27 protein-coding genes are annotated in these 25,660 nt (G+C 39.9%); 12 read left to right on the top strand and 15 right to left on the bottom strand.

What is annotated here, in order from left to right; translation table 11 throughout:
• Positions 1-19: 19 nt before the first annotated feature.
• A complete protein-coding gene (locus ACZ5OK_RS04405) occupies positions 20-1,195 on the top strand; it encodes a M20 metallopeptidase family protein (protein ID WP_343839625.1) in 1,176 nt (391 codons plus the stop codon).
• A gap of 356 nt (positions 1,196-1,551) precedes the next feature.
• Here the strand turns inward: ACZ5OK_RS04405 and ACZ5OK_RS04400 are convergent, their stop codons facing one another.
• Genes ACZ5OK_RS04400 through ACZ5OK_RS04390 form a run of 3 tightly spaced genes read right to left on the bottom strand, consistent with a single transcriptional unit; the run spans position 1,552 to position 4,263 of the window.
• Positions 1,552-2,271 (bottom strand): EcsC family protein, encoded by a 720-nt coding sequence (locus ACZ5OK_RS04400; RefSeq protein WP_343839624.1) that lies wholly within the window; start codon positions 2,269-2,271, stop codon positions 1,552-1,554.
• A gap of 23 nt (positions 2,272-2,294) precedes the next feature.
• Complete coding sequence (locus ACZ5OK_RS04395; protein WP_343839622.1) at positions 2,295-3,527, bottom strand: ABC transporter permease; 1,233 nt, start codon at positions 3,525-3,527, stop codon at positions 2,295-2,297.
• Positions 3,520-4,263: an ABC transporter ATP-binding protein gene (locus ACZ5OK_RS04390; protein WP_343839620.1), complete on the bottom strand. Its 744-nt coding sequence runs from the start codon at positions 4,261-4,263 to the stop codon at positions 3,520-3,522. The genes ACZ5OK_RS04395 and ACZ5OK_RS04390 overlap by 8 nt, the downstream gene beginning before the upstream one ends.
• Positions 4,264-4,875: 612 nt before the next feature.
• Between ACZ5OK_RS04390 and ACZ5OK_RS04385 the strand changes: the two genes are divergently transcribed.
• The 3 genes from ACZ5OK_RS04385 to ACZ5OK_RS04375 all read left to right on the top strand — a co-directional run bounded on the left by ACZ5OK_RS04385 (position 4,876) and on the right by ACZ5OK_RS04375 (position 6,594).
• Positions 4,876-5,292 carry an HIT family protein gene (locus ACZ5OK_RS04385; RefSeq protein WP_343839618.1) on the top strand — a complete coding sequence of 139 codons (417 nt, stop codon included), beginning with the start codon at positions 4,876-4,878 and terminating at the stop codon, positions 5,290-5,292.
• A gap of 152 nt (positions 5,293-5,444) precedes the next feature.
• Positions 5,445-5,978: a tryptophan transporter gene (locus ACZ5OK_RS04380; protein ID WP_343839616.1), complete on the top strand. Its 534-nt coding sequence runs from the start codon at positions 5,445-5,447 to the stop codon at positions 5,976-5,978.
• A 241-nt stretch (positions 5,979-6,219) separates the two neighbouring features.
• Positions 6,220-6,594, top strand: a complete 375-nt coding sequence (locus ACZ5OK_RS04375) for a YtxH domain-containing protein (RefSeq protein WP_343839613.1) — start codon at positions 6,220-6,222, stop codon at positions 6,592-6,594.
• 352 nt (positions 6,595-6,946) lie between these two features.
• Here the strand turns inward: ACZ5OK_RS04375 and ACZ5OK_RS04370 are convergent, their stop codons facing one another.
• From ACZ5OK_RS04370 to ACZ5OK_RS04360, 3 genes are all read right to left on the bottom strand, one after another.
• Complete coding sequence (locus ACZ5OK_RS04370; RefSeq protein ID WP_343839611.1) at positions 6,947-7,900, bottom strand: glycine betaine ABC transporter substrate-binding protein; 954 nt, start codon at positions 7,898-7,900, stop codon at positions 6,947-6,949.
• Between the two features lie 82 nt (positions 7,901-7,982).
• Positions 7,983-8,819 (bottom strand): ABC transporter permease, encoded by an 837-nt coding sequence (locus ACZ5OK_RS04365; RefSeq protein ID WP_343840276.1) that lies wholly within the window; start codon positions 8,817-8,819, stop codon positions 7,983-7,985.
• A complete protein-coding gene (locus ACZ5OK_RS04360; protein WP_044161015.1) occupies positions 8,812-10,026 on the bottom strand; it encodes a quaternary amine ABC transporter ATP-binding protein in 1,215 nt (404 codons plus the stop codon). The genes ACZ5OK_RS04365 and ACZ5OK_RS04360 overlap by 8 nt, the downstream gene beginning before the upstream one ends.
• Positions 10,027-10,485: 459 nt before the next feature.
• Here ACZ5OK_RS04360 and ACZ5OK_RS04355 point away from each other — a divergent pair, with 459 nt between their 5' ends.
• Positions 10,486-10,971, top strand: a complete 486-nt coding sequence (locus tag ACZ5OK_RS04355) for a GbsR/MarR family transcriptional regulator (RefSeq protein ID WP_343839609.1) — start codon at positions 10,486-10,488, stop codon at positions 10,969-10,971.
• Between the two features lie 102 nt (positions 10,972-11,073).
• Here the strand turns inward: ACZ5OK_RS04355 and ACZ5OK_RS04350 are convergent, their stop codons facing one another.
• From ACZ5OK_RS04350 to ACZ5OK_RS04340, 3 genes are read right to left on the bottom strand one after another with little or no spacing between them, the layout of a single operon-like run.
• On the bottom strand, positions 11,074-12,093 hold the full coding sequence (locus ACZ5OK_RS04350; protein WP_343839607.1) for an ABC transporter permease: 1,020 nt from the start codon (positions 12,091-12,093) through the stop codon (positions 11,074-11,076).
• Entirely contained in the window at positions 12,086-13,033 is a 948-nt protein-coding gene (locus ACZ5OK_RS04345; protein WP_343839606.1) for an ABC transporter ATP-binding protein, read from the bottom strand. Before ACZ5OK_RS04345 ends, ACZ5OK_RS04350 begins: the two co-directional genes overlap by 8 nt.
• Before the next feature lie 2 nt (positions 13,034-13,035).
• Positions 13,036-14,202 carry a COG1470 family protein gene (locus ACZ5OK_RS04340; protein WP_464758493.1) on the bottom strand — a complete coding sequence of 389 codons (1,167 nt, stop codon included), beginning with the start codon at positions 14,200-14,202 and terminating at the stop codon, positions 13,036-13,038.
• 183 nt (positions 14,203-14,385) lie between these two features.
• On the opposite strand from ACZ5OK_RS04340, the gene ACZ5OK_RS04335 reads away from it, so the two are divergent.
• The 6 genes from ACZ5OK_RS04335 (at position 14,386) to ACZ5OK_RS04310 (ending at position 17,738) form a co-directional block, all read left to right on the top strand.
• Positions 14,386-14,967 carry an RNA polymerase sigma factor gene (locus ACZ5OK_RS04335; RefSeq protein WP_343840274.1) on the top strand — a complete coding sequence of 194 codons (582 nt, stop codon included), beginning with the start codon at positions 14,386-14,388 and terminating at the stop codon, positions 14,965-14,967.
• A gap of 4 nt (positions 14,968-14,971) precedes the next feature.
• Entirely contained in the window at positions 14,972-15,652 is a 681-nt protein-coding gene (locus ACZ5OK_RS04330) for an anti-sigma factor family protein (RefSeq protein ID WP_343839601.1), read from the top strand.
• A gap of 142 nt (positions 15,653-15,794) precedes the next feature.
• Positions 15,795-16,343: an HTH-type transcriptional regulator Hpr gene (locus ACZ5OK_RS04325; RefSeq protein ID WP_343839599.1), complete on the top strand. Its 549-nt coding sequence runs from the start codon at positions 15,795-15,797 to the stop codon at positions 16,341-16,343.
• Between the two features lie 281 nt (positions 16,344-16,624).
• On the top strand, positions 16,625-17,167 hold the full coding sequence (locus ACZ5OK_RS04320; protein ID WP_343839597.1) for a DUF3267 domain-containing protein: 543 nt from the start codon (positions 16,625-16,627) through the stop codon (positions 17,165-17,167).
• A 188-nt stretch (positions 17,168-17,355) separates the two neighbouring features.
• The gene (locus ACZ5OK_RS04315; protein ID WP_044161038.1) at positions 17,356-17,538 is read left to right on the top strand and encodes a hypothetical protein; all 183 of its coding nucleotides are present in this window, start codon (positions 17,356-17,358) and stop codon (positions 17,536-17,538) included.
• A gap of 50 nt (positions 17,539-17,588) precedes the next feature.
• Positions 17,589-17,738 (top strand): hypothetical protein, encoded by a 150-nt coding sequence (locus ACZ5OK_RS04310; RefSeq protein ID WP_343839593.1) that lies wholly within the window; start codon positions 17,589-17,591, stop codon positions 17,736-17,738.
• 187 nt (positions 17,739-17,925) lie between these two features.
• Here the strand turns inward: ACZ5OK_RS04310 and ACZ5OK_RS04305 are convergent, their stop codons facing one another.
• Positions 17,926-18,018 carry a YjcZ family sporulation protein gene (locus tag ACZ5OK_RS04305; RefSeq protein WP_044161041.1) on the bottom strand — a complete coding sequence of 31 codons (93 nt, stop codon included), beginning with the start codon at positions 18,016-18,018 and terminating at the stop codon, positions 17,926-17,928.
• A gap of 195 nt (positions 18,019-18,213) precedes the next feature.
• Between ACZ5OK_RS04305 and ACZ5OK_RS04300 the strand changes: the two genes are divergently transcribed.
• Positions 18,214-19,185, top strand: coding sequence for a peptidylprolyl isomerase (locus tag ACZ5OK_RS04300; RefSeq protein WP_343839589.1), 972 nt, complete (start codon positions 18,214-18,216; stop codon positions 19,183-19,185).
• A 113-nt stretch (positions 19,186-19,298) separates the two neighbouring features.
• Here ACZ5OK_RS04300 and ACZ5OK_RS04295 read toward each other — a convergent pair whose 3' ends face one another.
• From ACZ5OK_RS04295 to ACZ5OK_RS04275, 5 genes are all read right to left on the bottom strand, one after another.
• Positions 19,299-19,523, bottom strand: coding sequence for a sporulation YhaL family protein (locus tag ACZ5OK_RS04295; RefSeq protein WP_464758488.1), 225 nt, complete (start codon positions 19,521-19,523; stop codon positions 19,299-19,301).
• A 66-nt stretch (positions 19,524-19,589) separates the two neighbouring features.
• Complete coding sequence (gene yhaM / locus ACZ5OK_RS04290; protein ID WP_343839583.1) at positions 19,590-20,540, bottom strand: 3'-5' exoribonuclease YhaM; 951 nt, start codon at positions 20,538-20,540, stop codon at positions 19,590-19,592.
• 83 nt (positions 20,541-20,623) lie between these two features.
• Positions 20,624-21,193, bottom strand: a complete 570-nt coding sequence (locus ACZ5OK_RS04285; RefSeq protein WP_343839580.1) for a GbsR/MarR family transcriptional regulator — start codon at positions 21,191-21,193, stop codon at positions 20,624-20,626.
• A gap of 74 nt (positions 21,194-21,267) precedes the next feature.
• Positions 21,268-24,255, bottom strand: a complete 2,988-nt coding sequence (locus ACZ5OK_RS04280) for an AAA family ATPase (RefSeq protein WP_343839577.1) — start codon at positions 24,253-24,255, stop codon at positions 21,268-21,270.
• Positions 24,255-25,484: a metallophosphoesterase family protein gene (locus ACZ5OK_RS04275; RefSeq protein WP_343839574.1), complete on the bottom strand. Its 1,230-nt coding sequence runs from the start codon at positions 25,482-25,484 to the stop codon at positions 24,255-24,257. The genes ACZ5OK_RS04280 and ACZ5OK_RS04275 overlap by 1 nt, the downstream gene beginning before the upstream one ends.
• Between the last annotated feature and the right edge of the window lie 176 nt (positions 25,485-25,660).

Genomic DNA, 25,660 nt, shown 5'->3' with positions numbered 1-25,660 from the left:
ACGTGGAGAGGAGATTCATATGTGGGACAAAATCTTTCAGGCTGTTGATGACTTATTTGATGAGATGGTCAACATCCGCCGGTATCTTCATCAGTATCCGGAGCTATCCTTTCATGAGGAAAAAACCTCAAAGTACATAGCCGATTTTTATAATCAGCTGGGCATACCCTGCCGTACGAATATTGGAGGTTATGGTGTCACAGCCACTCTAAAGGGTGGAAAACCAGGTAAAACTGTGGCTTTACGTGCTGATTTTGACGCACTCCCCATACAGGAGGAAAATGAAGTTTCGTATAAATCAAAAGTTCCAGGTGTCATGCATGCCTGTGGTCATGATGGACATACAGCAGCTCTGTTATGTTTGGCAAAGGCTGTCCTTCCCTTTCAGGAACAGCTTCCAGGAACGATAATTTTCATCCATCAGCCTGCTGAAGAATATGCGCCAGGTGGGGCAAAACCGATGATTGAAGCAGGTGTATTAGAAAACGTTGATGCTGTATTTGGCACGCACCTGTGGACAGATACCCCCCTTGGGCTTTTGCATACCTCTAAAGGAAATTTTATGGCAGGTGCAGATCGCTTTGAAATTAGCATTAAGGGGAAAGGTGGCCATGGAGCAAAGCCTCACCAGACAAAGGATGCCATTGTCATCGCCTCACAGCTGGTCACACAGCTTCAGCAAATTATGAGCCGCCGTATTGATCCGCTGAAAACAGGTGTCGTTACTGTCGGAACCTTTGAAGCCGGCCAGGCCTTCAACATTATTGCAGACTCTGCTAAACTGGTTGGAACTGTTCGAACCTTTGATGCGAATGTTCAGGAAAAGATTATTGAGCAGATGGAGAGCATTATAAAAAGTGTATGTCTTCCCTATGAGGCAGACTATGATTTTCATTACGCTAAGGGTTATCCACCTGTTGTGAATCATCCGGATGAGGCTGAACTGATTCTCAAGGAAGGAAAAAACGTTCCGGGAATAAAGGATACGGAGGAAGTGGAACCTTCCATGACCGGTGAAGATTTTGCCTATTATTTATTGGAAAAACCGGGTGCCTTTTATTTTACTGGAGCTCAAAAAGAAAAAGAGAATTACCCTCATCACCATCCGAAATTTGACTTCGATGAAAGGGCCCTTCCACTGGACGCCAAAACTTTGCTGCAGGCTTATCGAAGCTATCAGGAAAAGCATTCATAAAGTGAAACTTCCATCAGTGGGGGGGTTCTCCATCCCCCACTGATTTGGCCAGCTGCGGCTCCCAGGTCAAGGCGGATATAAGCCAAAGCCATTCCGTGGCCAAGCCCATGCAACTCCATGTCTTCGTCTTATCCCGCATGACCTAACCGGTCGCCTCCGCTTTTCTTGTTAGTTGAACTTATCAGGTTTTTACTGGCCGTTTATCCCCAACTTAGTCTTGTTGGGTTACCCTCAAAACTTGAAGTGGGGGGTATTACGGCCAGTTAATACGTGATAACGATTTTTCAAAAACACAAAACAAGAGCATCTCAGGGTTCATCACATAGCCTGGATGCTCTTGTTTGTTTCGTTATCATCTAATTATTCTTCCCGTCCAGCAGCCTGAGTCGATATCCATTCATGGCTGTTTCTCCCAGCTGGTTTAATAATCGGGAATTCGCCCACGCCCCAACAACGGCACCAAAGCCGGGAATAAGCTGGAGCATTTTCACAAAATCAATCGTGTCCCGATATTCCTGCTGCAGCTCCTTCCAGTCAATTTCGGCCCATTTTTCCTTTTCCTGTTCCCAATGAACGACTCTGTGTAACACACGGGCCCGGCTTTGATCACCTGAGAAAGCCAGCATAAATAGATGAAGCAAATACATTCGTTCTTCGTAGTTGTTGACATTCATCCCGTATAGCTGCCCCACATCAAATAAAAATTTCATCTTTATACTTAAAAGCATGGGGAAATCTGCCATACCTAAGAAAATACCACCAGCACCTGTACCGGCACCTTCAACCGCAGCCGTATTCCGATACTTCTGCAGACGTTCTCTGATTTCCTGTTCCCTTTTTTCGAATCCCCATTCCGGGTTTACTTCAACTTTATAAATATATGCGGAGCTAGTTAAAGATACTTCTATCATTTTACGAATGCTCTCCGTAATCACTTTATGAGCCTGATCCGGAATTTTCTGATTGATTTTAGTCTGTACGGATTTCGATGCCTTTTGTACCAGTGAAGACTTTCTCTTCATTTTCCGTTTCCATTTTAAAGCTTCCTTAAGAACCTGTTGTTCATAGGCTTGCATGTGATCATTCCCTCATTTTTGATCTATATTGTCCGCTTTCGTTCCAGCCTGCTCTTCACATATGTATTCACAAATATGAGAGTAAATAATCCACCCAGAGCCCAAAACAGAATCATTTCCTGCCAGGATGCAGCCCAAAGCATTAGAAAGCCTAAGATAAATGTCTTTATGAGCATGACAAACCGTAAAAACTGCTGTAAAGAGCGCTTTCTTACTTCTTTGGGAATTGGATACAGATCCAGCCAGTCAATCGTCTTATGGTGATTCCAAAGCGTAATAAGCTGAAACCCACTCAGATAGATGAATAACAATGCAAAGACCAGCTTGAACCATATTATCGGTATCCAGAATATAAAGAATGCTGCAATGAGAAGTAATCTTACATACATTCCAAGATAATCACTGCTTCTCACAAATGTTATCCGATATAAATACGTAAAGGTCTCCCTCTGCTCAAAGGGTACGGGCTGAATGAGCATACGGACAAGTGAATGTCGTTTTTTAGCCTTTTTCTTTAAATGCGGTACATCCGTAAACATGTTTGCTAATCTGTAGAAGGCCTGCATGCTCGCTTCCTCTTTTTCGATCAGTAAATCCCAGGCAACGCCCTGCTTTTTCCGGTAAACCTGATACAGCAACAGGAAGTATCCCGTCAATATGATCGTCATCATACTGACATAAAGTATGGCATCCCCCTGAATAAAGAAGCACACAATTAATATGTTCAGAACAGCACGTAAAATAGTGTCCATCCAGCGATATTGGACATCCCGCTCTTTTAATAACCACCAGCCTAATAGCAGATTCCAGACTTTGAGGATGATCAGAATGACAGCAAGGTAAATCAACCATTCGCCTCCCCTGTCCGAATAAGCAGTTAAATAAAGAGGACTTAATGCTGCATATCCCAGTGCTAAAGAGTAAAGCTGAGTGAAAAAACTGTACCAGAATGCCTTGCGAAAATAGCTTCCCATTTTATGCTCGGCAGGCAGAAGAAAAACGGTGTCTGCTTCCTGCAACAGGGTTCGGACCTGACTATGGGTGACCAGCAAACCTAAGACAATTCCCATAATCCATGCAACCGGGAAATTTTCCGGCAGATTCTCAAGCCATTGCTGATAAAAGTAAGCAAAGGCAGCAATAAAAAACAGCAAGGCAAAAGCTAAATGGTCATTAAAAATGAGACGCATGTACCGGCCTGTTTCTTTCAGATGAGCCCCTAATCTTTTTTTCCATAATTCGTTGGCATCAAACATGCTGATCTTCCTTCGTCAATTGAATATACAAATCATCCAGGGTAGCATCAGGCATTTGAAATTCCTTTCTAAGCTCTGACAGTGTTCCCTTTGCCCGCACCTCTCCATCATGCAGAATCACAAACCGGTCACAGTACCGCTCAGCCGTGGAGAGTATATGTGTGGACATAAGCACACCTGCTCCCTGTTTTTTCATATTATCCATCATTTGCAGATAGGATTGTATCCCTAATGGATCCAGTCCGACGAAGGGCTCATCTACAATGTAGAGGGATGGTTCAATGAGAAAGGCACACATAATCATCACTTTCTGTCTCATCCCTTTTGAAAAATGAACAGGGAACCATTTCAATTTTTTCTCTAACCGAAATTCCTTCAGGAGGGGCTCGATTCTCTTTTCAAACTCATCCTCTGGTATATCATAGGCCATTGCAGTCAGGCGCAGATGCTCATATAGAGTCAGTTCTTCATATAAAACAGGCATTTCCGGAATATAAGCAAATTGTTTCCGGTAATCTTCAGGGTTTTCCTGAAATGTCTGTTCATTAATGGAGATTGTCCCTTTTTTTGGCTCCATGAGTCCTATAATATGTTTAATTGATGTACTTTTTCCGGCTCCGTTAAGACCGATTAATCCCACAATTTCATGCGGGCGTACATCAAAGGATATCCCCTTTAAAACATTCTTTTGTGTATATCCTCCGAGAACATTCTCCAGCTTTAATAATTGATCCATTGATTTACCTCCACCTTCCATCACATACCTAATCTAAATTTTACCATCAACATTTTGATTTGCAAAAGATGAATAATTCCTGTTTATGCTGAACACAATAATAACTGAGGAACGGGGCAGATAGTCAGTCGTGAAACATTGTCTCGAACGTCAAACCATTTAAAGTGGGGTGTTGGTGAAAGACATTATTCTTTCACGTTAAAATGAACCATTTTTGAAATGGGGTGTTCGTGAAAGGCAACTTTCTTTCACACTTGATGATTCCCGTAAAGCTACTGTAGACTATTGCGTCCAGACTAGGTATAGTCTGAACGTATTCCCCATCTCATCAACAGTATGCATCCCCGTTCCTTAAGGCAGAGCACATGTTGCTCTGCCTTTTTTGTGGCTTATGCCGTCTGGCCTAACCGGTCGCCTTCGCTTTTCTTATTGTCCAGCTACGGCTCCCAGGCCCAAGCGGTCATAAGCCGAATCTCCTCCATGGCCGAAATACGGCCACTCCGGAGATTCGGCTTATGCCGTCGGGCCTAACCGGTCGCCTTCGCTTTTCTTATTGCATTGTTTTTTTCCCTTTATTACAATAAAGGAAACAATAGTATGAGGAGGATAATCATGGCAGACTGTATTTTTTGTAAGATTTTAGATGGTGAAATTCCCTCAGCAAAAATTTACGAAGATGATGATGTATATGCCTTTCTTGATATCAGTCAAGTTTCAAAGGGACATACCTTAGTGATTCCCAAAAACCATACAGAGAACATTTTTGAGACAGACCCGGAAGTTGCTGAGAAGGTATTTTCCAGAATTCCTAAAATAGCGAATGCTCTCAGAAAAACATACCAGCCTAAGGGCTTAAACATTTTGCAAAACAATGGAGAATTTGCCGGTCAGACTGTTTTTCATTTACATATACATTTAATACCGAGATATGATGATGATAAGGACGGGTTTGACCTGAAATGGGAAACACATCCAGATGAGCATGATCTGCAACAGATTGCAGACGAGGTTACAAAAAATATCGATTAATTTTCTGAAAAATTTTATAAATCCCTGAAACTTTTTCTTTAGCTGGTAACGCGGTTCTGTTATAATGATGATAACTCTTTCGCAATCAATCACCAGGATATGATTGGAAAGACATTAGTTGAGAATAGTTTAGATGAGGAGAGGATTTACAAATGAAAATGGATACACGTGTTTTAATTTTGCTTTCCCTATTTATCGGGATTGGTACTGTATTGCACCTGGTAATGCCCGGTGTTCTTTTCGGAATGAAGCATGACCTGCAACTGGCGATGATGTTCCTGGGGATACTCTTGTTTCCAAAGGTTCAATATGTACTCGTGCTTTCGGTGGCTACAGGACTATTAACCGCATTAACAACAACAATGCCTGGTGGACAGATTTCAAATCTCATTGATAAACCAATTACTGCCTTTATATTCTTTGGACTTTATGTATTGCTATCCAAAGGAGTGAAAGATGTTATTTCAGCACCAGTCATGACTGCCATCGGTACCATGATTAGTGGAGCGATTTTCTTATCCGTTGCACTATTTATTCTGGGTGTTGAACTGGGAGCAGGCTTTGGCGCACTCTTTGCTTCAGTCGTTATCCCGGCAACGATTGCCAATACCATTATTATATTTGTTGTTTATCCAATACTTCAGTCCATCATGAAACGGTCCACGATCACATTGCAAAAGGCATAGAAATCTATAGGGTTGTTCCATTAAGAATATTTACGTAAAACTCCAGATGCAGTGATGCTCTGGAGTTTTGTTTTTCACTTATTTTTACGTTTTTCCTAAACATTATGAATGAAAAGCGTTATAATAATAACTATAAGGAAATGATTACGCTTTTATTGTTTTGTATACAGATTGATTACTGAATGATTAAATCGCTCATTTCCATCAACGATCGATTTTTACTACTAAAGGGGGTAATGATATGTCAAAAGGAAAATCATTATTACTTGGCCTCATTTTTGGTGGTGTCATCGGTGCATCCACCTCTTTACTTACAACACCATCTTCCGGACAAGACGTACGCAGAAGAGCAAGAGAACAAAGTGTAAAGCTTAAACAAACGATTGAAGAATTAAAAAACGAAGGTCTGGATTTGAAAAATCAATTGACTAAAACAACAAAAGAAGGTGCGGTTCTTCTAAAAGAACTCTCTCAGGATGTAAAAGAATCTATTGAAAATTGGAAAAAGACGATTGAACCACATCAGGAAAATATCCAGGAGCATTTAAAAAATGTAGAGGACAGCCTGAAGGAATTAGAAGAAAAAATGAATGCAGCTAAAAAAGAAAACGAATAAGGATAACGGTGTATGTTCGTATAGGACATACACTTTTTTATGTGGAAAAAAATCATTAGCCTATATTAACATTCATATATCACAGAAAATCAATGATCAGTGAATCCTGATTGACCCCCAAATCTCTGCACTTGGCTTCACCTATATAAAGTGAAACTTCCATCAGTGGGGGTTTTCCCATCCCCCACTGATGGTTAGTTGAACTTATCAGGTTTTTACTAGCCGTTTATCCTCCACTTAGTCTTGTTGGGTTACCCTCAAAATTTGAAGTGGGGGTATTACGGCCAGTTAATACGTGATAAAAAGACTGTCTCAATGTAGAGACAGCCTTTTTACAGTTATTCAATATAGATTATTCACCTAGATCTTTTGTCCATTTTTCAAGAAGATCTGGATTGTCTTCAAGGAATTGAGCTGCTGCATCAGCTGGTTCAGCTCCACCGTTGATAGCTACTAGCAATTCGTTTTCCATTTCAGTGTTGTAGTCTTCTGTTAGGCGTTGAATCACTTCGTAAGCTGCAGGTGAATCTTCCTTGAAGCTCTTATGTGCGATAGCTTCGATGCGGTCACCAGCACCACCATAAACTTCATTAGGATCTTCTAACATTTTCAGATCCATTTCGGCAAATGCCCAGTGTGGCTTCCAAAGTGGTACGATAATTGGTTCTTCATTTTCAATCTTAGTTTGCAGCTCAGAAAGCATGGCAGCTTCAGAACTGGAAGTCAGTGTCCAGTTTTCCAGACCATATTCTTCAAGTGCTGTTTGTGTATTCTGCATAATTCCGGCACCTGGGTCAATACCTATAATTTGCCACTCTGTTGCTTCACCTAATTCTTCATTACCTTTAAGGTCTTCAATAGAGTTTACATCTTCCATGTAAGATGGAACAGTTAATGCAAGTGGTGCCTGTGCTACAAATTCACCAGCAACTTCTACATCATCCTGATATTGCTCCCAGTATGATTGGTGGGTAGCTGGCAGCCATGAAGCTGTCATGAATGACGCATCATCATTTGCAACACTTGACCACATAGCTCCTGCTTCCACTTGTGTAGTTTCTACAGTGTATCCTACCTCTTCAAGAACCTGTTGAACTAATGGAGTACGTGCAAGAGCACCTGCCCATGCTACATACGGAATTTCTAATTCAGATTCACCTAGTTCTACACCGCTTGATTCTTCAGCATTTCCGTTGTCAGCGTTATCGCTGCTATCATCGGTGTTTTCACCGCCACCACATGCTGCTAAAAGAAGTGCTAGTAATAGTGCTGCGGTTAAACCAAGAAATTTAAATTTCTTAAACATAAGATGTATTCCTCCTAAAGTTTTAATAATATATATGTTCGGGGAACCGCATCATTTAGCGATGCAGTTACCCGTGAACATCTTATTTTTTATTTGCCCCTTGAGAGATACGATCAAGTAACATCGCAAGAATAACAAGGGATAAACCACCTTCAAATCCTAGTCCAACCTGAACCTGTGTTACAGCTCTGTATACAATGGTTCCAAGACCAGGTGCCCCTACCATGGAAGCAATAACAACCATTGAAAGGGATAGCATAATGGTCTGGTTAATACCAGCCATAATCGTTGGCATAGCCAGAGGAATCTGTACCTTAGTCAGCCTCTGTCCAGTTGTTGATCCATAAGCGTTAGATGCTTCAATAAGCTCCTGATCAACCTGACGGATACCAAGGTTTGTCAGTCTTACAGTAGGTGGCATCGAAAAGATAATCGTTGCCACAACGCCTGGTACCATACCAAGGCTGAAGAAAACAACTGCCGGAATTAAGTAAACAAAGGCCGGCATTGTCTGCATGAAGTCAAGAATTGGTGTTATGACAGCCTGCACCGAATTCTTCTGTGACATCCATATCCCAATTGGAATACCTATAAGCATAGATATCAGAACAGATATAATAACAAGTGCTACAGTATCAATTAATTCAGGCCAATAGCCTAAGTTGTTAATAAGACCTAGTCCTATAAGAGCAAAAGCACCAATTTTCCAGTTCACAATCCACCATGCAAGCAGTGCGACCAGAATGATTAATACAAAAGGCGGTACCAATGTTAATAATAGAACAAAATTCTCTGTTACAAATTCAATAATATTTGTAACGCCATCAAAAAATCCAGAAAGATATGTCTTTAAAAATTCTTCAAACCATTCAACCCATTCTGCTAATGGGAGTTTGGGAAATAGTTGAGTCTCATCCATTGGCTCCAACACCCCCATCTCCGTTTAATGCCTCATTATCTCCAGCTAGTGCGCCAATAACAGATCCACGTACAATAATTCCCACAAGTCGACCTTCATCATCGACAACAGACAGTGGTGCCTTATCATCAGACAATGGTACAAACACATCAGCAAGCAATGTATCTGGATGCACTGTTGGAATATCGGAAGTTAAAATTTCTTCCAGACCTTTTTGTTCTTTCGCTGCTGCTGCTGCATCATCTGCTGTTACATAGCCTAGTAATTTTTTCTTTTTGTCCACAACATATAGAGTGGAAATACCATATTCTCTCATGAGCTTCAAGGCTACTTTTGGACCTCTGTCCACAGCGATACTTTCTGCACGTTTCATAATATGTGAAGCTGTAAGGACCTTAGATAAATCAACATCCTCAACGAAGCGTTCAACATAATCGTTAGCAGGGTCCATTAGAATCTCCTCAGCTGTACCAACTTGAACGATGCTTCCATCTTTCATCAATGCAATACGGTCACCTATTCGAAGCGCCTCATCCAAGTCGTGTGTAATAAAGATAATCGTTTTACTCATACTTTGCTGAAGATCCAGCAGTTCATCCTGCATATCTTTACGAATCAATGGATCCAATGCACTGAATGCTTCGTCCATTAATAGAATTTCAGGATCATTAGCGAGCGCTCTTGCAAGTCCAACACGCTGCTGCATACCACCAGAAAGTTCATTTGGGTATTTATCAAGATAATTTCCTAAACCAACAAGTTCGAGTGCTTCCTGTGCTTTCTGGGCACGAGTCTCTTTATCAATACCCTGAATTTCAAGACCATACTCTGTGTTTTTTTGGATGGTTTTATGTGGGAGAAGGGCAAAGTTTTGGAAAACCATGCTCATTTTCTTTCTGCGTAAGTTACGCAATTGTTCTTTGTTCATTTCCGTAACATTTTCATCTCCAAGCCATATATCCCCTGAAGTTGGTTCAATGAGCCTGTTCAACATACGGACAAGTGTAGATTTACCACTACCGGATAAACCCATAATAACGAATACTTCACCGTCCTCAACTTCAAACGATGCCTGATTGACACCAACCGTCATACCTGTCATCTCGAGAATTTCGTCTTTCGATTTGTTTTCATCGAGGTATTTCACGGCTTGTTTCGGACGTTTACCGAAAACTTTTGTTAATCGGTCCACTTTAATCTTACTCATCGTTTCACCTCTCTTAACTCCTTAATTCATTTTTGATCCTCTCTGAAACAAATAATAGATTAATTTTTCAAAGATTATTTATTTAAAATCTATTAAATCGCACATCTTTTTTTCTGCTATCAGAGAGAAGTACTGTCCTGCACACACTCCTATGGATTTAACAGGAATATCTCACCAAACTAAATTCGTTCAATTTGGTAATGATTTACATTTAATTGCTACCATTGCATTGCATTGCATCGACCACTCTTAATACTATAAAGCAAAAGGTACATAAATTTCAAATATTAAATACCGATGATTTTGTATGTTTTTTATGTACAGTTTATTCTGTATAAACATGTGCGAACTTATTCTTTTAGTATCTCTTTTTTTCGCCATTTTTCTACCCTATCCATTGGTTTTATTGATTGTTGTTTTCGTGTAACCTTTATATAGCAGTACATATAGGGGGATTGTATGAACGTAACTACTGTAGAGGACATATCAAATAAAATTATTATTGAATTTGCCAAGACTATAGAAATGTTCGGAATGGCCCCACTTGAAGCTAGACTATTCGTTTATTTGTATCTAAAGAATAAACCACAGACACTTGATGAAATGGGAGCAGCCCTGGGTAAAAGCAAAACCTCTATGAGCACGAGCATCAGAAGTTTGTCTGGTGCGAATCTGGTTACACGTGTATGGAGAAAAGGTGTGCGCAAGGATTTATATGAAGCAAATCATCAAATATTTAAAACATTTATGAACAACTATATCAACAAGTGGCTCGATGCATCCGCACATCAGATGGACGCCCTAGAAACGATTCAGCAGGAGCTCCATGAGCATCCAAACCGTAAGACTTCAGACCTGAATGAGCTATCCGATTATCTTAATCAAATGATTGACTTCCACATTCAGTTAAGGGAATCTTTCCGTCAGTTAAACGTCGATGATTAATGCCGACCATTTCGAGGCAGATGTGATAATTTTAGCGGCCAGTACAAAAGGCCCTATTACTATCATAATAGAAGAAACCCGGAATATTCCGGGTTTCTTCTATTATGAACGAATTTCCTGAAATAAAAAGATAAAGTAGGCAATGGCAAAACAAATCATTCCTGCTGACAAAATTCCAATTACCTGTGGCCAGATAATTGTTAAGCTCTGCCCTAATCCCAGGGGAGCAGAAACACTGCCTGCCAGCTGTTCCATGGAGATAGGACCTAACGTCCTGAAACTTGGAATGAGTAGGATGGTCGTAATTTCTGAAAACAAATAATTAGGTGAAAATCTCATCAATGTTGTTAACAGCTGCTGACTTTCAGCCTGGGCACCTACAGAGCCGGCTCCCTGAAATAACTGATCCGGGACAGAAGCATTCACAATCAGGTTGACAATAATGGGATAGAAAATACTGAAGAATAACCAGATTGCAATTCCTGCCAGCGCCGATGTGGCCGCCTGCTTAAAACGTATTGAAAAAAGAATGGATAGCGAAAGCCAAAATCCGATATAGATGATAATCATAATTAAGTAGGTTAATATTCGAATGACCTCACCAAACGTTGGGGGAATTCCCATTGATAGAATTCCGATTCCTATCACTAAGAGTCCCAGCGAAAAGATAAATCCGGCAATCACGGCGAGCGAACCCAGGAACTTGGACAAAATAATGTAGTCTCGTGGTATAGGCTGGGACATAATCCGAAGTAATGTATTTTTATTTCTCTCACTATTTACCGCATCAAAACCAAGACTTATCCCCAGCAGAGGGCCAAGAAAACTGATAAACGTCACAAAAGATGGCAGTGTTCCATTTTCGCCTGTAATCGTGAATACTCTTAGATATAGAAAAAGGCTTTGATTATTTTCCAAATTAGACGCTACATCCCGAATAGAGGAGAAGGCCGTATACAAGGATCCCACACATGTGAGTAAAATAATGGCCATTAATATGTTGAAACGATAGCTTTTAATATGGTCTGCGATTTCCTTCCGGGTTAATATCCAAATTGAGCTGTTGGCAAAATCCTGAATCCGCTGAATCCACTTCTCTTTATCCTTAATAGCTTCAATCACTGATTTCACCTCCCTCGAAATAGCGCTGGTAAATATCATCCAGCCCATAAGACATTCGCTTCAGGGACAGCAAATCGTATTGATTGGAGATGAAAAATTTGGCCAGCTCCCCTTGATCTTCTTTATTTAGTCTAATGTAATAGGCTTCTTCATCCCAATCAATAGACTCTACACTGGGTTCCATACTGAGCTTTTCAACAAGCTGATGACTTGGACCCTTTACTTTTGCTTTATATAAGAATAATGTGTCATCTAACAGTGTTTTTTGTAAGTCCTCTATATCCCCATAGGAAAGCAGTTCGCCTTTTACAAAGATACCAACACGATCACAAATCTGCTGTACCTGATGCAGCTGGTGAGAGGAGAGCAGAATAGTTAACCCATGATCGACACTAAGGTTACGGATTAACTCCAATAGCTCGTTAATCCCTTTTGGGTCAATTCCCAAAGTTGGCTCATCCATAATAACCACTTCCGGATCCTTCATCAGGATGTCGGCAAGCCCTAATCTCTGTCTCATCCCACGGGAATATTCTCCAACTTTTTTAGCAGCCGCGTGATCCATACGAACCTGTTCCAGCCAATGAGTCGCCCTTTTTTTGGCTTCCACACGGCCCAAACCATTTAATTTCCCGGTTAGAATTAAATTTTCCATCCCAGTCATATCCTCATAAAATCCAACATTGTCCGGAAGAAAGCCCACCTTTTTCTTAACTTCTATAGGTTTGTTTGTTGCATGGATGCCACTGACGTATACTTCCCCTTCTGTAGGCTCAGTCAGACCTAATATCATATAAATCGTTGTGGATTTACCTGCACCATTTGGTCCTAATAATCCAAAAACCTCACCCTTATGAATGGAAAGATCTAATTGTTTAACAGCTTTATTCTCTTTATATTGCTTGGTGATATTTTTTAATTGAATCATAGTCTCTGCCATCTTTATCTCCTCCCATATTTTCTGACGAGGAAGATTATACCCACAACGACAGCAATAATAATAGCCAGACCTGCAAAGCCCCATACCATCGACGTCTTCACACTCATGCGAAACTGTGAATTTGCGGTTGCTTCAGGGGTGGATGCTTTCATTTCCACCACATAATCCCCGGCAATCGCCTTATCACTGGCCTTAACGGTTGCATCTACTTTAACCGACTGTCCAGCCGGGATTTCGCTGATCGTCCCAGGTTCAAAGGTAACATCCCATTCCGATGGGGTATTCGCAGCTGATAACTCTACATTTTCCAGCTTACTCGTGCCTGTATTTTTTACTTCGAGTGTTATAACATCTGTATCCCCTGCTTGTATGTCAGAGCTTAATCTTCCGTCAGGGGTTGTAAGCTCAAGTCCATAAGTACCGGTTATCACAGATTCCAGGGTAAGCTTCGCATTTGCCTGACCTGCCTGTGCTGTAACCGGAATTTCGTAGGTACCCTTACTTGCCTGTTTAGAAGGGACAACCTCCACGGTAATATTTGAGCTTTGATTGGATCCAACCGTGACACTCGTTACATCTTTCCCATTCGCTTTAAAATTCACCTGCCATCCGCTTGGTGCATCAGCTTTTAAAGAGTAGCGCTGTTCACTTGCTGTACGATTTAACAGTTCCACATCGTATGTAAATGTTGACTCTGAGTCTCCTTCCATATTTGTCTGATCAGAGGTTAATTCTGTTTTGAATACCCCTTGTTCTGTGATGTTGACGGTCATAGGTAAAGTAGTGACTGCTCCTGTTTCAGAAGTGGCTGTAACATCAAAATTATAGGCCCCTTTTTCAACTTTTAGCGGAACCTCAATATCCAGCTGAAAGCTCTTAGTTGAATTAGGCTTTACAGATAAATGATCCACACCGTAGCCGTCAGCTGTCATCGTATAGCTCCATTTTTTCGGCAAATCACTGACAGCCAGCTCTAAATTTTTCACCTGGTTTGATTCATTAATGATTTCAACCTCATAATTTGCCGTTTCTCCAGGGGTAAGGGACAGCCCGGTCAGTGGTGTATATAGGGTCACCCCTTCAGCCGCACTCGCTTTATACGGCATGACCATCGATAGTAAAAGAGTAAATAATGTCAGCAAAATAAAAGACTTACGTTTGAACATCATCCATTCCTCCCTGTAAATTTTTTTATTAATACGTCACCGATTTGGTATTGGATTTAACTTTTTTTAAATTTTTTGGGACTGTCCCCACATGCTTTAAAGCACTAAAGAGTTGACAAACATTTGAAATGCCTTTTATAAATAATAAAGGAGATATTTAACCCATGTGGATAGGATGTGAAATGGATGCTGGAGAAAGAGAAAACGGATGAGGAATTATTAAAAGCGGTTGAAAAGGGGTCACTGGACGACTTTAAAATTTTATATGAACGTTATTTCCAGTTTATCTACAAAATTGTTTATTCCATCCTTAAAGATCGTGATGACACAGCTGATTTGTGTCACGATTTATTTCTGGAATACTATCGTAAAGCTAATAGCTATCATCCCACCCGCGGAAGCGTTAAATCCTGGCTGGCGGTTCGGGCAAAAAGCAGGGCCATCGATTACATCCGCAAGAAAGACAGAGTCGTCTTAAAAGAGCAATTACTCTATCAGAAGGAAAGCACTGAACAAAGTGTAGAAGACATTGCATTAGCCAATGAAGACAAAAAACAATTAAAGGATGCCCTTCAGCACCTGCCCCCGGCACAACGACAGGCTATTTACTTAAACTATATTGAATCCCTGTCTCATAAAGAAACAGCAGAAAGGTTAGATCGCCCGTTAGGAACGGTAAAATCCCTGATCCGTTATGGAATCAAAAATTTAAAGAAATATTACCTATCACCACAGGATTTACAAAGAGGTGATCGCCATGATGCCTAACCACTTGTCAGAAGAAAAGATCATTGATTTTATTGAGCAGGAGCTGCCCGAAAATGAAGAAATTAAAGTTCAGGAGCATCTAAATGAATGCCAGGATTGCCAGGAATTATTCTCCTTCTGGACCCATACTCTAAATGAAGAAGTTGAGGTTCCTGAAACCCAGCAGAAATCAATTTGGAACCAGCTGTCTTCAGAAGTCCAGCGCCAACGAAAGAGGGAATTTAAAACCTGGTATAAAGGTATTCTTGCTGTATCCATAGGTGCCGTATTATTTATAAGCGGCGTTTTTACCGGGGAAAAGATGACGGAGCATGAAACAGCTACACATTCAGCAAATCAAAACGAAAGCTTTGTAATTGATCCCAAAACGGAAATTTATGATCTGGTTCATACGTCCAGTGGAGATAATAAAGGATATGCATGGTATAATCCCGTCCGCAGAGAAATGATTCTCTACATTGATGACGACCTGGAGAAGCATGTGAGAGCAGATATCGAAACCAATAACTCCACGATTACAAAGGGTTCCATTGAGTTAAATCATGATCATCAATATATTTATATTAAAGATCAGCAATTGCGGGAATTTTACCGGCTCATCCTGAAAAATCAGCTTAACCAAAACCCCATCAGCAGCTATGAATTCCGGGCTGTACAACTGAATAACGAGTCTCTTTTGGAATAAAAGGGGGAAGCATCAGATTCTGTTCCGACTTAATCTGATGCTTTTTGCTATGATTAAAAAATATTTCGAAAAATAAACTTTATTAATCTCCTTATTACTGGCATAATAGAACCAAAGCGATATTATAATAGGGAGTGATAGAATGAGTAGCGAGCGTTATTCCATAGAAGAAGCGATTATATACAGCCATAAAATGACACAGCTTAGCAAAGCATTATGGAAGGCAATAGAAAAAGACTGGCAGGATTGGGTGAAACCATTTGGCTTAAATATAAATGAACACCATATTTTATTAATTGCCTATCATCTCAAAGGATCAAGCATCTCTGAAATATCCAAATTCGGAGTTATGCACGTATCAACAGCGTTTAACTTTTCAAAAAAGCTGGAAGAGCGCGGGCTGCTGACCTTTTCAAAGAAAGAGAATGATAAAAGAAATACGTATGTGGAGCTCACCCAAAAAGGAAATCATCTACTAGAGGAAATCCTTGATACCCATAATGTTGATAACAACCGAATTGTAAACGGTTCCTTGAAGCTGCAGGAACTCTATGGAAAATTTCCGGAATTTCAGGATTTGATTGCTGTCATTCGGGATATTTATGGAGATGAATATATGGATATCTTCAATCGTTCCATCCAAAATGTTGTAAAAGAGACCGTAACAGATAAAAATGACACCGTGAAATAACATCACATGGGTATATGTTTACACTTTATTTCTTTTGAGACATAGAATATTTTCAGTTGTGTAATCCTCCTTCCATACCACAGGATTTCAGAAACCAGAAAACACGTTTTCAGTGAGTTTTCCTACATTACCATTGTTTTTTACTGCATGTAATGAATGCCTGTTTAAAATTTTTATATTTATGATGAAAAAGGTATTGATTTTGGTTCAAAAAGCGAGTATTATTCCTTGAGGATAAAGAACTCAGAAAAAATACAGCATGTAGTAAGGGGGGACCCGCAATGAACAATTGCTGGAAAACCGTTAACGTTTCAAGAGAATTTGGATTAGGCAGACTTTATTTAATGTCAAGTTTTCTTGCCTTCTTCTCATTTATCATTCTCTTTTTACCTTATTCGATTTATCATCAGGATGTCCTAATAAAAGATCATGGATTTATACCTTTATTAATTATTTTATTCACTTTACCTACTGTTCATCAAATGGCACATGTTATCCCATTAATTCTCTGCTATAAACGAACAAAGATTAACTGGAGCGTATTACTGCGGTTCGTGCCAGCACTTATGGTTAAGCCAAAGTCCTCCTTATCTAAAAAAGTTTCAATATTTATGTGGCTTGGACCTACCCTTTTCCTTACCATTCCAGCATTAATTGCCGGGTTTGTTCTTGCAGACTATTATCCTTATATACTCTTATTCACAGCTTTTAATATCGGATTATCATTGAAGGACTATTATTATTGTAAGCAGTTTTTAAAAGCTCCGAAAAAATGCAAAATTGAAAATGCGAAAGATGGGTATGATATACTGATTCAAAAATAGCACCCTGGCAAAGGGTGCTTTTCCATTTCCTTATCATTATATCTGTTCAATCATCATATTTTTTGATAAAGTAATTTTAAAAGTGCAGGCACCAGGCAAAGCAGACAGTAAAAGCATAATCCACAGAATGACAAGCTTTTACCCAGGGTGCCACAGTTAGACAATAGGTACGCACGGGAGGGAGAAATATGCTGTTATTTTATGTACCATTTGCATTATTTACTTTATATATCTTCAATTCACTAACGTATTCGTTATGCTTAAAAACCGAAATGTCTAATGATAAATCCCATAAAGTATTCAAAACGATAAACATCTCCATCACGATCCTGCTTATCTCCTCCTATATAGAAGTATTATATTTAGGCTAGAAAAGCGGAGGCGACTGTTCAGGTCGTGCGGGATAAGACAATGACATGGAGTGGCATGGTTTGGCCACGGAATGGCTTTGGCTTATATCCGCCTTGACCTAGGTGCCGCAGCTGGACAGGAAAAGCGGAGGCGACCGGTTCAGATCTGGTGGAATCAGACAGGCCTTTATCAGGGAAAGCATCAGACATTTACGTTATAACAAATTAAACACCATGAAAAGGGGGAAGCCAAGTCAGGCTTCCCCCTTTTTTATCCCTCTTCGGACTTTCGTAATTCGATCGCCGGATGATGAAGTATCTGCTCGTTTGGGGCCTGATAAGTTCGCTAACAATCAGTGGGGGGTTAAAATTCCCCCACCGATTGAAGTCTCACTTTATATTTTTGTTTTAGTACCAGGCCGCACCAACAATAATCAACAGAATAAACAGCACAACAATTAACGCAAAACCGCTGCCGTATCCATATCCTCCGTAACCCATATGAGCACCTCCTTAAATATTTACACTTCCACCCTATGTATCTGATGATCATTTTGAGTAGGCACTTCCCTATAAATAAAAAATTTTGCCCACAATGTATAAATTCCGAAATGGTATTTTAACTATGTATTAATGAAAAAATATGTTATATTGTTGAAAGACAATTATTAATGAACAAGGATTAGGAGTGTTAACATGAAAAAACTTGCCATTGCATCCATCATGGCTGTATTTGTACTAGCCCTTGCTGCCTGCTCTCAGGATGGAGAGGTTGTAGTAGAATCGGAAACCGGTAACATTACAAAAGATGAATTTTATGAAGAATTAAAATCAAAAGCAGGTCAAAGTGTTCTAAACAATATGGTGATTACACAGATTCTTGAAGACAAATATGATGTTGAAGATCAGGTTGATACCCAAATTGAACAAGAAAAGGAACAATATGGCGATTCTTTTTCAATGTATCTACAACAGCAAAATTTCCAAAATGAAGAGGATTATCGTGAATATGTAAAACAAATGAAGCTTCAGGAACAAGCGTTAATTGATGGCATAGAAGTTTCAGATGATGCCGTACAAAAGCGTTACAACCGTATGCAATATGAAGTGGAAGTCAGTCATATTCTGGTTAAGGAAAAGAAGAAAGCGCAGGAACTTATTGACAAACTCAATAACGGAGCGGATTTTGCTGAATTAGCGAAGGAAAATTCCCAGGATCCAGGCTCAGCTGAAAAAGGCGGATCTTACGGTTTCATTAAAATTACCGACCAGTATGTAGCTCCATTTAAGGACGCTGCATTTGACCTTGAGCCGGGAGAAATCAGCGAGCCTGTACAAACAACACATGGCTGGCACGTAATCAAAGTGACAGATAAGCGTGATGTTGAAGAAGAAATTGACCCACTGGAAGATATGAAAGAGGATATAAAGAATACACTGGCCAAAGAGAAATTACAATCAGATCAAGAACAATTACAAAAAGCACAGGAAAACCTTCGACAAATGATTACGGATGCAAATATTGATGTCAAAATTGACGAATATAAGGGCATGTTTAATCTGAATAAAGAAAGTGGAAACAACGGAGATAGTCAAAATAGTGGAAGTGGCGACAATAAAGAAAACAGCTCCAGCTCCGATAACGAAGAAAGTAAGAGTAATGAATAAGTAATGAGATACCAAAAAAACGAACACATTTGCTCATGACGGCAAATGTGTTCGTTTTTTAACAGACTTTATGAAAAAGCCTTGCTAACCATAAATGGTTTAGCAAGGCTTTTTCAGCTTATGGACTGTACTTCATCCTCGCCTTTTCCTGATTGATTTGTCTCTTCCTTATGTTTTCTCTCTTCCTCAATCCGGTCCATATAAACCTTACCTTCTTTTTCAATAAATTCCTGCTCTAATCTCATTTCAGATCGAATCGCACGGAAAGCCATATATCCGCTAAAAATAATCAGACCAATGATAACCGCAATCCACCATGGAAATGGACCAATCATCATGACATGAATCTCCCCTTCTTCATCTGCCTTTTGTACAAACCTATGCCTGTACAAGAAAAAATAGAACTAATCCTTTTTTTCAAAAACAGGGCGGTAAAAGCTCCGATTATCCAAAGCAAAAATTCGTTCCGTAAATTCACCTGGTTTTGTCTTCTGAAGTGCCCGGTTCATCATATTCATCTTTGCATCAATTAAATCTATTAAATGAAGGACTTCTGCTTCTCTTATCAGAGGGGGTTTGGGACTTCCCCACTCCCCTTTACTGTGATGGGACAAAATCATATGTTTCAATAATAAGACTTCTTCCCCTTCAATACTTAATTCTTCAGCAGCCTTCCCTATTTCTTCAGCCATAATAGAAATATGGCCTAATAGTTTTCCTTCCGTAGTGTAATTAGGAGCTGCCGGGCCTGATAATTCGGTAATCTTTCCTAAGTCATGCAGAATGATGCCCGCATAAAGTAAGTCCTGATTAATATCATCATATTGATGTTTTAGATCTCTCGCGATATTCAGCATGGAACAAATATGATGGGCCAGGCCTGAAACATATTCATGATGATTTTTTACAGCTGCCGGGAACAGGAATAATTCTTTTTCATACTTCTTGATAAAGTACCGTACAATTCTTTGTATATTCGGGTTTTCCATTTCAAATATAGCTTCTGTTAATCGTTCTTCCAACTGGTTTACTTCAACAGGTGCTTTTGCGAGAAAATCCTGCAGCCGAACTCCATCAGTCGGCTGGGAAGGACGAATCTGCTGGATTCTGAGCTGAGGCTTTCCCCGAAACTGGCTGATGTCCCCTGCAACCTTCACGATTTGCTCTTGTGTAAACGTCTTTTCATCCTCTTCTGTAGCTTCCCAGAGTTTAGCTTCTATTTCACCTGAGCTGTCCTGCAAAATCAGCGTTAAAAAAGGTTTACCATTACTGGCAACACCTTTTGTGGCTGATTTTATCAGTAAAAATCCTTCAAATGGCTGACCAACTTCGACATAGCCAATTTCTTTTAACAATACAATCCCTCTCCCAATTTATAAAGTGAAACTTCCATCAGTGGGGGGGTTCTCCATCCCCCACTGATGGTTAGTTGAACTTATTATTCATTCGTCCCGTCGTTTTTTTCTCTTGGAACATATTCAAAGATTTCACCTGTTTCGACCACACGAATGAATTTCATAAGCCAGGAATAATAATTTTTAGCATATTCAAGCTTTTCTATATCATAATTGATGGTCTCCTTAAGCTCTTCTTCATCGGTCTGCTGCTTAAGTTTTTCCAATTCATGTATGGTTTCCTCAGCTTCCTCAATATTCGTTTCAGTATGATGGCGCCAGCGATTTCCGAAGAGAGAAGTAAAGGACTTATACCAATCCTCTTCCGATTTATATAAATCTTTACGCATTCCCTTTTTAAAGGACGGCTCCACCATCTTCATTTCGGATAATGCACGTACACCAGTAGACATGCTGGTCTTACTCATTTTTAAAGCATCACGCATATTATCCAGTGTCATAGGTTCATTAGAAAAATAAAGGGTCCCATACAAACGGCCCACCGATGTTGTGATCCCATACAAACTCATATTTTTTGCAATCACCTGGATAAATTTTTCTAATGTTTCTTCATGTTTTTCCCAATCTTCTCTATTTGTTTCATGTTTACCCAACTTGAAACCCTCCAAGCCTTCAGCCAAGCCTATTTCTGAAAATATTTTACCACGATTCCATTGGTTGTGCGAATTTATAGCAATGAAATTTCCGGATTTTGCAGATTTACTACAATATTGCCCTGATCACGGTCGTCATTTCGGTTAAATGTGAAATAAATCATTTGCTGTCTCTGACTGATTTCATGAATAATCGCTAACATTTCCTTTTTCCTGAAATCATCATAATGGACAAATGCATCATCTACTAAAAATGGAACACCATGATGGTCATTCATCACTTCACTAAGAGCTAATCTTAAGGAAACATAGGCCTGTGCCGCCGTACCAGTAGATAATTCAGATACATCATAAAGTATATGGTCAGCAGACTCTGCTTTAAACGTATCATCATCAGTAGGCGGTATCATTTGAAGATACCTTCCTTCTGTAAGTCTCCTAAAATACGACGAAGCTTTTTCTATTACTTCAGGTAAATATTCATTCTGGTAAATCTGCTTGGTTTTTTTCAGAAAGGACTCAGCTGCTTTATAGACCATCCATTGCTTTACCTGTTCCCTTAATTTATTTTTCTGGAATGCAAATTGATGACGCAGAGAGGATAACTGTTCATTCTTTTCCAGCTGCTGACGTTGAGCATTTAAATCAGCAATGTCCTGAATGTTTCTTTCGATAGATTCTGTAAGTAATTTTATACTCCGCTGCTTCTCCTCTAATTCCCGTTGTATATTATCCCAATCGAAGGACTGCTGCACAACCTTTTCTGCTTCCGAATCAAAAACCATTTTAATATGGTTGAGCCATTCCTCCTGTTTTATGCGAAGCTGTTGTTTTTCTTCCACCAATGTCCCCTTTGCCATAAACGATTCTTCATCTGTTTCTCCAGCTTTGGCAAAGAGGTCCTTTTGCTCTTTTATATAAGGAGCCAATTGATTCTTTAGTTCCTTAAGTTCCGTTTGATCCTGCTCCCTCTCTTCTTTTAGCCGTTTCAAAAGATCTCTCTTTTTATATTCATTCTCCTTTAGCTGAGCTAATTCCTTCCATATTTGGTCTGTTTTTGTCATTTTGTGACTGCATTGCCCGGCGATTTCGTTTGCATGCTTTTCCAGTTTATGCTGCTGACCTTTGATGTCGGCAAGGCTTTCCTTGACATTTTCTCTCTGTCTTTCCTCATCCTGAAGCTTTATCACCTTGTAATATAAAGAAGGCCAATAGGCAATCTCAATATTCTGTAAAAAGGGATAGGATTCACGTTCTTCATGAATCTGTTTCCTTATTCGATCATCTTTTTGCCGCAGAAGGTCCTGGTCCTGCCTGCATTGCTCAAGCTCCTTGTTATGATCCCTGAGTTTAGCTCTCCAGTCCTTCCATTCAGCTAAATCGTGCTCATGCTCATCTATACGGAGTTTAAGCTGCTGGAGCTGATCTTCAGAGAAAACCGGGTGACTTAAGCTTTCTGTGCTTTCGTCGTTTTGGTTAAGACGCTTTTTTAAGTCCCGGGCAGTTTTTCCGGTGCCCACTTTTATCAGAATACCTATTAAGAGGAAGACGGTTCCCCATATATAGCCGGCAATACTCTCCGTAAGAAAAGCATGAATCCCTGATATAATGAGGATCAGTATACTGACAAGTACTGAAGAGGTTCCCGTCCGTTGAAATCGCTGGATGGTATGTTCAAGGGTCCGGCTCTCTTCCTGTTGGGTCACCTGTTGCTCTTTTACCCATTGTTGTTTCCATTTAGCTTCCTGATGCTGGTTCACCTGCTCTTTCATTTTCTCGTATTCTTCTCTCGGCAATAGCAGGTTTTGATATTCTGCCACTTTTTTCTCTAGTGATTGTTGCTCATCCAGGAGACGCTTTTCCTTGATTTTCTGCCTTTCTTCCTCTGTCTGAAGCTGTTCATAATCCTTAGCTAAAGAACGCCATTTATCCTCTGAAAAAGCGGATAGATGATAATCAGCAAAAGATATCTCTCCCGGCTGATAGCCTAACTGGGAAAGCTGGTGATGAATCGACTGTTCCACTTCCTTTAATGCTGTTTCCTTATCGGCTATCTGCTTCTTTACATATTGATACTCATTCCAAAGCTCATCAATGTTTGTCAGCTCCTGAAATACTGATTCCTGAAGCAGCTGATCATGCAGCGTATTTATATGCTCTTCCCTGGATTCTATACGCTTCTCTAACCTATGGATGTCACTTTCCAATGGAAGCATCCACTCTTTTAATTGACGATGTCGTTCCAGCCCCTTATGTGGAAAAGTCTCCACATCTTTGAAACTACCTATTTTCAGAGTAAGCTGTTGATATTCCTGGATAGCCTCCTTCACGCGCAAATGCTTATACAGCCATTCTACTCTTTGCTTCTTATCCTCCAGCTCCTGTTCTTTGTTATGCTTCGCCTCTTCATGCTGTTTGATTTCTTCCTGTAAATGATTATATTTGTCTTCATCATTCTCTAATTCCCTGATATTCGCTTTTACGTCCTTTAATTGACGTAGCTGCTCATTAATAACCGGCTTTTTCCCCCGTTTTTTGAATAACTGCTCCATTTGTCTGGACAAATCCTTCTCAAGCCGGGTCATTTTATCGGAACCAGACAGTCCAATTCCAAATAAAACATTTCCCAGATCCTCTTCCTTAATAAGATGCAGCCGTTGAAGGTCCTGATCATTAAAAGAAAAAATCTGTTCAAATGTATGCCGGTTCATGCCATTCAGAATCGTTGCTGTCAGGAAATCTTCCTTTTCCTGACGGCCATCCTCTAAAATACAAATGGCCTGATTTTTCCGCTTGTCCATCATTCGTTCCACAATGACATAGCCATGTTTTTCAGTATTCAAAAACAGACGTCCGCCGTAGGTACTGCCTTGCTTCGGAATATATCTCTTTCTTCTTGATGAGGGTAAATCAAATAACACATATAAAATAAACTGCTTTAAGGATGTCTTCCCTGATTCATTGGGTCCTTGTACAGAGGTTAGTTGTTCATTAAATTCAAATACCTGATCCTGCCATTTTCCGAATCCATAAATATGTATCTTTTCAATCCACATCATCATCACTCTTTCATTAATTCTTCCAGCAGCAGCTCTTCTGCCTCATCTTTGATTTCAGACAGCTCTTCATCTGTCATCGGCTCTAAAAGTTTTCGTATTTCACGATGATCTGTTATTTCTGAAAGAGATTCAACCCAGGCTTGTTGATCATGTTCAATCATCCGGACAAGTTCTCCAATAAAATGATGATTCTCTTTAAGCTCTTCCTTGTTCCATGGCTGTGTTTTCTGTACTTTGATTTTTTCAATCCAGACCCACGTCTGCTCCAGCTCCTCCATCTCGTTTAAAATTTCCTGAAGCTCATGGACATCTTTCTGGTTTACAGAAGGAATGGCGGTGCTATCAAGCTTAATCGAAAATCGAATGATTGATGATCCGAGCGTTTCCCGAATCCTATCCTTTTGGTCCTGCAGGTGCTTTTCAATCTCACTAATACTTGTACAGTGCGTGAAATCCAAATCCATCCGTTCAAATCGAAACGTCTGGACCGGGACAAAGGTTTTTTCACAGTGATTATCAGCTAAATCTATGATATAACAGCCCTTTTCCCCTGTTTCATTGATATGCCTTCCCTGGATATTTCCCGGATACACCACTGGTGGCGACGATATGAGTTCCTCCCGTTTATGGATATGACCCAGAGCCCAATAATCCATGTGAGAATCCCGAAAATCGCTGAGATGAAATGGAGCATAAAGGTCATGCTCCTGATTCGTCGAAAGACTTCCGTGGAGCATTCCAATATGATAAACCGATTCGCCGGTTATTGTATATTCCTGAGCTTTTTCCTCATATACGCCTCTTTTTTCATAGCTGAATCCGTAAATATTAGCAACGTGAGCCCCATCTTTATAAAAAGGGATGGAGGTAACCTCTTCGCTTAGAAAAAAATGAGTATTATCAGGATAATCCATATTAAAAAAGCTTCCACCTAAGTGATCATGATTACCAAAGCTTATATAAACATCGATATGATACTGATGTAATTTTTCCAGACCCTGTTTTATTTTCATCTGTGCCTTTAAGCTTCGAGCCTCTTCATCAAATAAATCCCCAGCCATCAATACAAAGTCTGCCTGATGGCTAATAGCCGCTTCAATAATACGTTCAAAGGCCTCAAAGGTACTGTCCGTAATTTGCTGAAACAATCGATCGGGTATATTGGACATTCCCTTAAAAGGGCTGTCTAAATGCAGATCCGCTGTATGTAAAAAACGAAGGGGTTTTCGCATCAATGGTACTCCTTCCTATCATTCTATATTCACCTATATTTTACCAGAATCAGAAAGCGAATGCACGTTCGATAATGATTCAAGTGCGAACGTGGCCTTTCCTGATTACTAATCCACAAATCTGTATTTTATAAAGTGAAACTAAAAAAGATGTATTGCACAAGGCAATACATCAA

The organism is Salinibacillus aidingensis, assembly GCF_055393355.1.
Note: the sequence above shows the minus strand (reverse complement) of the source record. Positions and strands in the feature narration are given on the sequence as shown.

What these genes read in the sequence shown, in the direction of transcription:
- ACZ5OK_RS04405 (WP_343839625.1), top strand. Translation starts at nt 20, where the DNA reads ATGTGGGACAAAATCTTTCAGGCTGTTGATGACTTATTTGATGAGATG.
- ACZ5OK_RS04400 (WP_343839624.1), bottom strand. Translation starts at nt 2,271, where the DNA reads ATGCAAGCCTATGAACAACAGGTTCTTAAGGAAGCTTTAAAATGGAAA.
- ACZ5OK_RS04395 (WP_343839622.1), bottom strand. Translation starts at nt 3,527, where the DNA reads ATGTTTGATGCCAACGAATTATGGAAAAAAAGATTAGGGGCTCATCTG.
- ACZ5OK_RS04390 (WP_343839620.1), bottom strand. Translation starts at nt 4,263, where the DNA reads ATGGATCAATTATTAAAGCTGGAGAATGTTCTCGGAGGATATACACAA.
- ACZ5OK_RS04385 (WP_343839618.1), top strand. Translation starts at nt 4,876, where the DNA reads ATGGCAGACTGTATTTTTTGTAAGATTTTAGATGGTGAAATTCCCTCA.
- ACZ5OK_RS04380 (WP_343839616.1), top strand. Translation starts at nt 5,445, where the DNA reads ATGAAAATGGATACACGTGTTTTAATTTTGCTTTCCCTATTTATCGGG.
- ACZ5OK_RS04375 (WP_343839613.1), top strand. Translation starts at nt 6,220, where the DNA reads ATGTCAAAAGGAAAATCATTATTACTTGGCCTCATTTTTGGTGGTGTC.
- ACZ5OK_RS04370 (WP_343839611.1), bottom strand. Translation starts at nt 7,900, where the DNA reads ATGTTTAAGAAATTTAAATTTCTTGGTTTAACCGCAGCACTATTACTA.
- ACZ5OK_RS04365 (WP_343840276.1), bottom strand. Translation starts at nt 8,819, where the DNA reads ATGGATGAGACTCAACTATTTCCCAAACTCCCATTAGCAGAATGGGTT.
- ACZ5OK_RS04360 (WP_044161015.1), bottom strand. Translation starts at nt 10,026, where the DNA reads ATGAGTAAGATTAAAGTGGACCGATTAACAAAAGTTTTCGGTAAACGT.
- ACZ5OK_RS04355 (WP_343839609.1), top strand. Translation starts at nt 10,486, where the DNA reads ATGAACGTAACTACTGTAGAGGACATATCAAATAAAATTATTATTGAA.
- ACZ5OK_RS04345 (WP_343839606.1), bottom strand. Translation starts at nt 13,033, where the DNA reads ATGGCAGAGACTATGATTCAATTAAAAAATATCACCAAGCAATATAAA.
- ACZ5OK_RS04340 (WP_464758493.1), bottom strand. Translation starts at nt 14,202, where the DNA reads ATGATGTTCAAACGTAAGTCTTTTATTTTGCTGACATTATTTACTCTT.
- ACZ5OK_RS04335 (WP_343840274.1), top strand. Translation starts at nt 14,386, where the DNA reads ATGCTGGAGAAAGAGAAAACGGATGAGGAATTATTAAAAGCGGTTGAA.
- ACZ5OK_RS04325 (WP_343839599.1), top strand. Translation starts at nt 15,795, where the DNA reads ATGAGTAGCGAGCGTTATTCCATAGAAGAAGCGATTATATACAGCCAT.
- ACZ5OK_RS04320 (WP_343839597.1), top strand. Translation starts at nt 16,625, where the DNA reads ATGAACAATTGCTGGAAAACCGTTAACGTTTCAAGAGAATTTGGATTA.
- ACZ5OK_RS04315 (WP_044161038.1), top strand. Translation starts at nt 17,356, where the DNA reads ATGCTGTTATTTTATGTACCATTTGCATTATTTACTTTATATATCTTC.
- ACZ5OK_RS04305 (WP_044161041.1), bottom strand. Translation starts at nt 18,018, where the DNA reads ATGGGTTACGGAGGATATGGATACGGCAGCGGTTTTGCGTTAATTGTT.
- ACZ5OK_RS04300 (WP_343839589.1), top strand. Translation starts at nt 18,214, where the DNA reads ATGAAAAAACTTGCCATTGCATCCATCATGGCTGTATTTGTACTAGCC.
- ACZ5OK_RS04295 (WP_464758488.1), bottom strand. Translation starts at nt 19,523, where the DNA reads ATGATGATTGGTCCATTTCCATGGTGGATTGCGGTTATCATTGGTCTG.
- ACZ5OK_RS04280 (WP_343839577.1), bottom strand. Translation starts at nt 24,255, where the DNA reads ATGATGATGTGGATTGAAAAGATACATATTTATGGATTCGGAAAATGG.
- ACZ5OK_RS04275 (WP_343839574.1), bottom strand. Translation starts at nt 25,484, where the DNA reads ATGCGAAAACCCCTTCGTTTTTTACATACAGCGGATCTGCATTTAGAC.